This window comes from Nocardia sp. NPDC058497, from assembly GCF_042720195.1.
GTDB lineage: Bacteria > Actinomycetota > Actinomycetes > Mycobacteriales > Mycobacteriaceae > Nocardia.
In genome coordinates, this window is record NZ_JBHXMY010000369.1 from 1 (window position 1) to 6,029 (window position 6,029).

The 6,029-nt window shown below is 70.2% G+C and carries 7 protein-coding genes and 1 pseudogene; 7 read left to right on the forward strand and 1 reads right to left on the reverse strand.

The window, feature by feature from the left end; all coding sequences use genetic code 11:
- The first annotated feature begins 112 nt into the window (after positions 1-112).
- Positions 113-892 (forward strand): purine-nucleoside phosphorylase, encoded by a 780-nt coding sequence (locus ACFWPJ_RS22160; protein ID WP_378854185.1) that lies wholly within the window; start codon positions 113-115, stop codon positions 890-892.
- Entirely contained in the window at positions 893-2,395 is a 1,503-nt protein-coding gene (locus ACFWPJ_RS22165) for a phospho-sugar mutase (RefSeq protein ID WP_378854187.1), read from the forward strand.
- Between the two features lie 4 nt (positions 2,396-2,399).
- On the opposite strand, the gene upp is transcribed toward ACFWPJ_RS22165, so the two are convergent.
- Positions 2,400-3,023, reverse strand: coding sequence for a uracil phosphoribosyltransferase (gene upp / locus ACFWPJ_RS22170; RefSeq protein ID WP_378854189.1), 624 nt, complete (start codon positions 3,021-3,023; stop codon positions 2,400-2,402).
- Between the two features lie 145 nt (positions 3,024-3,168).
- Here upp and ACFWPJ_RS22175 point away from each other — a divergent pair, with 145 nt between their 5' ends.
- From ACFWPJ_RS22175 to ACFWPJ_RS22195, 5 genes and pseudogenes are all read left to right on the forward strand, one after another.
- Positions 3,169-3,498 carry a type VII secretion target gene (locus ACFWPJ_RS22175; protein WP_378854191.1) on the forward strand — a complete coding sequence of 110 codons (330 nt, stop codon included), beginning with the start codon at positions 3,169-3,171 and terminating at the stop codon, positions 3,496-3,498.
- Positions 3,495-4,625 carry a C40 family peptidase gene (locus ACFWPJ_RS22180; RefSeq protein WP_378854193.1) on the forward strand — a complete coding sequence of 377 codons (1,131 nt, stop codon included), beginning with the start codon at positions 3,495-3,497 and terminating at the stop codon, positions 4,623-4,625. Before ACFWPJ_RS22175 ends, ACFWPJ_RS22180 begins: the two co-directional genes overlap by 4 nt.
- Entirely contained in the window at positions 4,622-4,975 is a 354-nt protein-coding gene (locus ACFWPJ_RS22185; protein WP_378854195.1) for a hypothetical protein, read from the forward strand. Before ACFWPJ_RS22180 ends, ACFWPJ_RS22185 begins: the two co-directional genes overlap by 4 nt.
- Positions 4,972-5,325, forward strand: coding sequence for a YbaB/EbfC family nucleoid-associated protein (locus ACFWPJ_RS22190; RefSeq protein ID WP_378854196.1), 354 nt, complete (start codon positions 4,972-4,974; stop codon positions 5,323-5,325). The genes ACFWPJ_RS22185 and ACFWPJ_RS22190 overlap by 4 nt, the downstream gene beginning before the upstream one ends.
- Before the next feature lie 20 nt (positions 5,326-5,345).
- Positions 5,346-6,029, forward strand: a pseudogene (locus tag ACFWPJ_RS22195) (primosomal protein); the annotation flags it as partial.

Consider the following 6,029-nt stretch of genomic DNA (forward strand, 5'->3'; position numbering starts at 1 on the left):
GTCAGGTGCCGCGGCGTAGGCGACGAAGGAGCAAGCCGCGGTGCCTGACCGACGGGACCGGCGGGGCCGCGACCTCGAGCGCGCCAGCGCTCCAAAGACATAGACTCAGCCCATGCTTGCCGAACAGGCCGCTCAGGCGATTGCCGAACGTACGGGAGTGCCGCGTCATCGCGTGGCCGTGGTGCTGGGATCGGGGTGGCAGGAGGCAGCGGCCGAGATCGGCGCGCCGCATGCCTCGATCGCCATGCCGGAGTTACCCGGCTTCGGCAAACCCAGCGCGCAGGGCCACGGCGGGATGGTCCATTCGGTGTCGGTGAACGACAACAACGTGCTGCTGCTGATGGGCCGCCAGCACCTGTACGAGGGGTACACGCCCCAGCAGGTGGTGCACCCGGTGACGGCGGCGATCGCGGCGGGCGCCGATATCGTGCTGCTCACCAATGCCGCCGGCGGGATCAGGCCCGGTCTGCAGGTCGGTGAGCCGGTGCTCATCGCCGACCATCTCAATCTCACCGCGCGCACGCCGCTGGAGGGCGCCCGATTCGTCGACCTGGTCGATGCCTGGGACCCGGAACTGCGTGCCCTGGCCAGGGAGATCGACCCCAGCCTGACCGAGGGCGTCTACGCCGGGCTCACCGGTCCGCAGTACGAGACGCCCGCCGAGATCCGGATGCTGGCCACGATCGGCGCCGACCTGGTCGGCATGTCGACGGTGCTCGAGGCGATCGAGGCGCGCTCGCGTGGGGCCAGGGTGCTCGGCATCTCGCTGGTCACCAATCTCGCGGCCGGTGTCACCGGTCAGCATCTGTCGCACGCGGAGGTGCTCGCCGAGGGCCAGGCCGCCGCGCCTCGCCTGGGCAAGCTGCTGCGCGGGATCCTGGAGCGCGTGTAGATGCTGCGCTTCGGGACCGCGGGCCTGCGCGGACCGCTGCGCGAAGGCCCGGACGGGATGAACGTGACCACGGTGACGCGGGCGACGGCCGGTGTCGCGGCCTGGTTGCGCGAGCGCTGTCTCGGCGGCGGTGCGGTCGTCGTCGGGCGCGACGCCAGGCACGGGTCGGCCGAGTTCGCGACCGCGACCGCCGAGATCTTCACCGCGGCAGGCTTCCCGGTGACGCTGTTGCCCGAACCGGTGCCGACACCGGTGGTGGCCTTCGCCGTCCGGCAGCTGGGTGCGGTGGCGGGCGTGCAGATCACCGCCTCACACAATCCGCCCGCCGACAACGGCTACAAGGTGTATCTCGACGGCGGCTCCCAGCTCATCGCGCCCGCCGACACCGAGATCGAGCGGTGCATCGACGCGGTCGTCGAACCTGTTGCGCGGGAATCTGTTTCCCCCTCCGGCGCCGAGCTCGTCGACCGCTATCTCGCGCGGGTCGCCGAACTGCCCGGCGTCCTCGGCGGCGAGGGCGGGCGGGCCCCGGTGCGCATCGCGATGACCCCGCTGCACGGCGTCGGTGGCGAGCTCGCGGTACGGGCACTGGCCGCGGCCGGATTCACCGACGTCCATGTCGTCGACGAGCAGTTCGCCCCCGACCCCGACTTCCCCACCGTCGCGTTCCCGAACCCCGAGGAGCCCGGCGCCGCCGACCTGCTGCTGGCGCTCGCCGAGCGGGTCGACGCCGATCTCGCCATCGCGCTCGACCCCGACGCCGACCGCTGCGCCCTCGGCGTGCCCGGCCCTGACGGCTGGCACATGCTGCGTGGCGACGAAACCGGTGTACTGCTGGCCGATTACGTGCTACGCACCGCCACCGCGGACCCCTTGGTAGCCACCACCATCGTCTCCTCGCGCCTGCTCTCGAAGCTGGCCCCCGCACGTTCGGCCCGCTACGCCGAGACCCTCACCGGCTTCAAATGGCTGGCCAGAGCGGGCGAAGGCCTCGTCTACGCCTACGAGGAAGCCATCGGCCACTGCGTCGACCCGGCCACGGTCCGCGACAAGGACGGCATCTCCGCCGCGGTGTCGGCCGCCGACCTCGTCGCCCTGCTGAAGGCCGACGGCCGCACCCTCCAGGACGAACTCGACTCCTACGCAGTCGAATTCGGCCTGCACGCAGGCGACCAGGTGTCCCTACGCCTCCCCGACCAGGCCGCCGCGAGCACCCTCGCCGCCACCCTGCGCACCAACCCGCCCAGCGAAATCGCCGGCACCCCGGTGAAATTCACCGACCAGGCCCAGGTCCGCGGCCGCATGCGCACCGACGCCCTGATCTTCGACGCCGACGACTTCCGCATCGTCGTCCGCCCATCGGGCACCGAACCGAAACTCAAGTGCTACCTCGAAGTCTTCGCCCCGGTCCCCGACGCCACCGCCCTCCCGCGGGCCCGCACCACCGCCACCCACCGCCTCGCCGAGCTGGCCGCCTACTGCCGGTCCCTCGGCGACCGCTGAGAACTCAGCGCGGCCCGAACTGGCGGTCGCCCGCGTCGCCGAGGCCGGGGACGATGTAGGCGTTCTCGTTGAGTTTCTCGTCGATGACGGCGGTGACCAGGCGGACCGGCAGGCCCGAGTCAGCCAGGGCGGCAACGCCTTCGGGGGCGGCGACGACGCAGACCGCGGTGATGTCGGTGGCGCCGCGGGCGACCAGGAGTTCGAGGGTGTAGCGCATCGAACCGCCGGTGGCCAGCATCGGGTCGAGCACGAAGACGGGCAGGCCGGTCAGGTCGGCGGGCAGCGATTCCAGGTAGGGCACCGGCTGATGGGTTTCTTCGTCGCGGGCGATGCCGACGAAGCCGACCCTGGCCTGAGGCACGAGTTCGGCGGCGGCGTAGACCATGCCGAGGCCGGCGCGCAGTACCGGAACGAGCAGCGGCGGGGCGGCCAGGCGGACGCCCTCGGTGACCGCCACCGGCGTGTCGATCGGCGCACGCGCCACCGGCGCGTCACGCAGCGCCTCGTACATGAGAATGCCGGTGAGGTCGCGCAATGCGGTGCGGAAGGCAGCGTTGTCGGTGCGGACATCCCGCATGATGCTCAGCAGGGTCGCGGCGAGCGGATGGTCGACGGTGTCGGTGCGCATGAAAAAACGATAGGGTCGCCAGGCGCTCCGGGGTACGACCGCTGGGGATATTTTTTGCGGTCGAGGGAACCGAATGCGGCCCCGGTGCGTCGAAGCAAGTGAGTGACATACTCTGCCCGGGAACTCGAGGATTGGGGGAAGTTCGATGCGAAAGATGTCGGCCGATGCCGAAGGTATCGTCGCCTATAGCGCGACGGCCGAGGTCATGGCCACCGATCTGGCAACGGCGGCAGCAGGTTCGGTCGCCTCCGATCCCACCCTCCTCGGCCCGATCATGGGCTTGATCGGCGGCGATTTCGTCACCGCCTACGCGGCGGCGCACGCGGGCCACGTGGCTGCGATCGGCCAGCTGTCGGCGGTCATGGCGAGCATGGGCGTGGCCACCGCGAGCGCGGCCACCACGCTCGTCGACACCGACCTCAACAACGCGGCGCCGCTCAACTCGGCCGCGGGCGACATCGGCGCGGGCGCATGATCGACGTCAGCGGATTGGCCCAACCGCTCCTCGACCTGCTGTCCAGCTTCGGCACCGGCGTGCTCGGCACCGGCGGCGCGTCCGACGGCCTGCGCTCGACCTCGACCAATCTCGACCAGATCTACGAGCTCGGCCGTAACGCCATCAACAACGTGAACACCGCGTGGGACGGCATGGCGGTCGACGCCGCCACCTCCAAGGCGCTGCGCGTGCAGACCTCCTCGGCCACCCTGTCCGACACGGGCAACGAGATGGCGACGGTGCTCGATCAGGCCGCGGCCTACGTGGAGACCGGGCAGAAGGATCTCGACACCATCGTGAACTCCTTCCTCAGCGATGTGTCCGCCCTCAGTCCCACCCTCGGCACCCCCGTCGGCCTGGCCGCCGTGGTGAGCTCGGCGATCGACCACATCGGTCAGGGCCTCGGCGTCGTCAGCCGGGTGCAGGACGAACTGAGCACCCAGACCGCGTCGATCCAAGGACTCACCCCCGCCCCGTCGAGCACCTCGCTGGCGAGCGTGTCCTCGGGCGCGACCAACCTCGCGTCGTCGGCCTCGAGCCTGCTGTCCGGCACCGGCGGTTCGGTGCTCAGCGCCGTCTCCTCCGGCTTGTCGAGCGCGCTGAGCAGCACGTCGAGCGGCTCGAAGTCGGCCACGAACGGCACCACCAACAACGGCGGCAAGACCTCGACGGGGTCGTCGTCCGGATCGTCGACGGGGTCCGACGGGACCGGCGTCAAGATCACCCTGCCCGACGGCAGCACCGTCGAGGCGCCCAACGAGGAAGCCGCGACCGCGGTCCGCTCCGCGATCAGCGCGGTCGGCACTCCGTACGTGTGGGGCGGCAACACCCCGGGCTCCGGCATCGACTGCAGCGGGCTCACCAAGTACGCCTACGGCGAAGCCGGGGTCGAGCTGCCCCGGCTCGCGCAGGAACAGCACATCGGACATCCTCAGGTATCCCCCGGTGACCTGCAGCCGGGCGATCTGGCCGTGTGGGACGGTCACGTCGCCATGGTGGTCGGCAACGGGCAGCTCGTCGAGGCAGGCGACCCGGTCTCGATCAGTTCCATCCGAACGGAGAACATTGGCATGGAGTTCTACGGCTTCTACAGGCCCACCGCATGACCGGCACGCCGATCCCCGAGGTTCCCAACGTGGAGTCCGCGGTCAGCACCAACCGGTCGGGCACGATCTCGGTCCGCGCGACCAGCATGGGCTTGCCGATCGCGATCAAGTTCGAGCGCAGCGAATACCAGTACGGTGCGCAGGCACTCGCCGATGAGATCCTGCGCCTGACCCGGCGCTCGACCATCGCCGCCGCGGCCCGCCTGCGCGAGATCTACAGCGAGCAGGCGCAGATCCCCGACCAGCTGCTGGACAAGATGAACCTGCCCACCCGGCGCCAGGCGGTCGACGAGCTCGATCGCATCGACGACGCCGACACCGGTCAGACGAGTTGGATGAGGCCACTGTGAGTGCGGAAATGGATGCCCTGGTCGCCGGTGTCACCGGCAAGCTCGAAGCGCTGGAGGCGGCGCTGTACGGGTTGAAGCAGGTCAACGGGCGATTCACCACCGAGGACGGACTGGTCACCGCCGAGGTGAACAGCGACGGCGCACTGGTCGCGTTGTCCCTGGACGAGGGGATCACGGCGCTGGCGCCCGCCGAGGCCGCGCAGCTGATCCTGGCGGCGTGCAAACAGGCCACCGAGAGCGCCGGTGCGGCACGTTCCAACGTCATTGCGACACTGAACGAATCGCTCACCGGGTCCGCGCCGCAGGGGTCTGAGCAATTAGCACCCGGGCCGGATAGTGCCCGGCGCTGAAGGTCGATAGGCTTCGCGTCATGGCTTCTGGAGACATCGTCCCGATCGAGCTCGGTCTGACCGATGGCGATCTCGTCACCCTGTGGGCACCGCGCTGGCGCGACGGTGACGACGAGTGGGAGGCGTTCCTCGGTCACGAGGACGACCTCTACGGTTTCGAGTCCGTTGCGGAGCTGGCGGCGTTCATCCGCACCAACACCGACAACGACCTCGTCGACCACCCCGCCTGGGCGATCATCGCCGGGCTCTCGGCCGCGGAACTGGAGCCGGAGGAGAACTTCAGCTTCGACCTGGTCGCCGTGCCCGAGCTCGCCGCGGGCGATCCGGACGTCGATGCCGTCGCCGAGCTCGAGGACACCCTGGCGATGGTGCGCAACATCGGCGAGGTGTGCGAGCTCGACGTGGTGACCAAGTTCTTCGGGTCCAACCCGGTGCTCGGCGCGCTGGTCAGCGGGGCGAACACGTTCGCCGGCCGCGACGGCGAGGAGCTGTGGGATCAGGTCGGCGCCGCGATCGTCAAGGGCTGGGACGACGTGCTCGACGCGATCGACAGCGTCGTCAGCACGCCCGAGGTCGACGCGGCCGCGGTCGCCGTCGCCGAGGCCGAGCTGCTGGCCGCCGAGGAGAACGTGGTCGACGCCGACGACGTCGCCGAGGAGGACGAGGAGTTCGAGCCCGTCGACCTCGACGCCGAGGACGACGAA

Bases quoted from the DNA above. Each gene is read 5' to 3' on its own strand.
- ACFWPJ_RS22160 (WP_378854185.1), top strand. From the start codon at position 113: ATGCTTGCCGAACAGGCCGCTCAGGCGATTGCCGAACGTACGGGAGTG.
- ACFWPJ_RS22180 (WP_378854193.1), top strand. From the start codon at position 3,495: ATGATCGACGTCAGCGGATTGGCCCAACCGCTCCTCGACCTGCTGTCC.
- upp (WP_378854189.1), bottom strand. From the start codon at position 3,023: ATGCGCACCGACACCGTCGACCATCCGCTCGCCGCGACCCTGCTGAGC.
- ACFWPJ_RS22185 (WP_378854195.1), top strand. From the start codon at position 4,622: ATGACCGGCACGCCGATCCCCGAGGTTCCCAACGTGGAGTCCGCGGTC.
- ACFWPJ_RS22165 (WP_378854187.1), top strand. From the start codon at position 893: ATGCTGCGCTTCGGGACCGCGGGCCTGCGCGGACCGCTGCGCGAAGGC.
- ACFWPJ_RS22175 (WP_378854191.1), top strand. From the start codon at position 3,169: ATGCGAAAGATGTCGGCCGATGCCGAAGGTATCGTCGCCTATAGCGCG.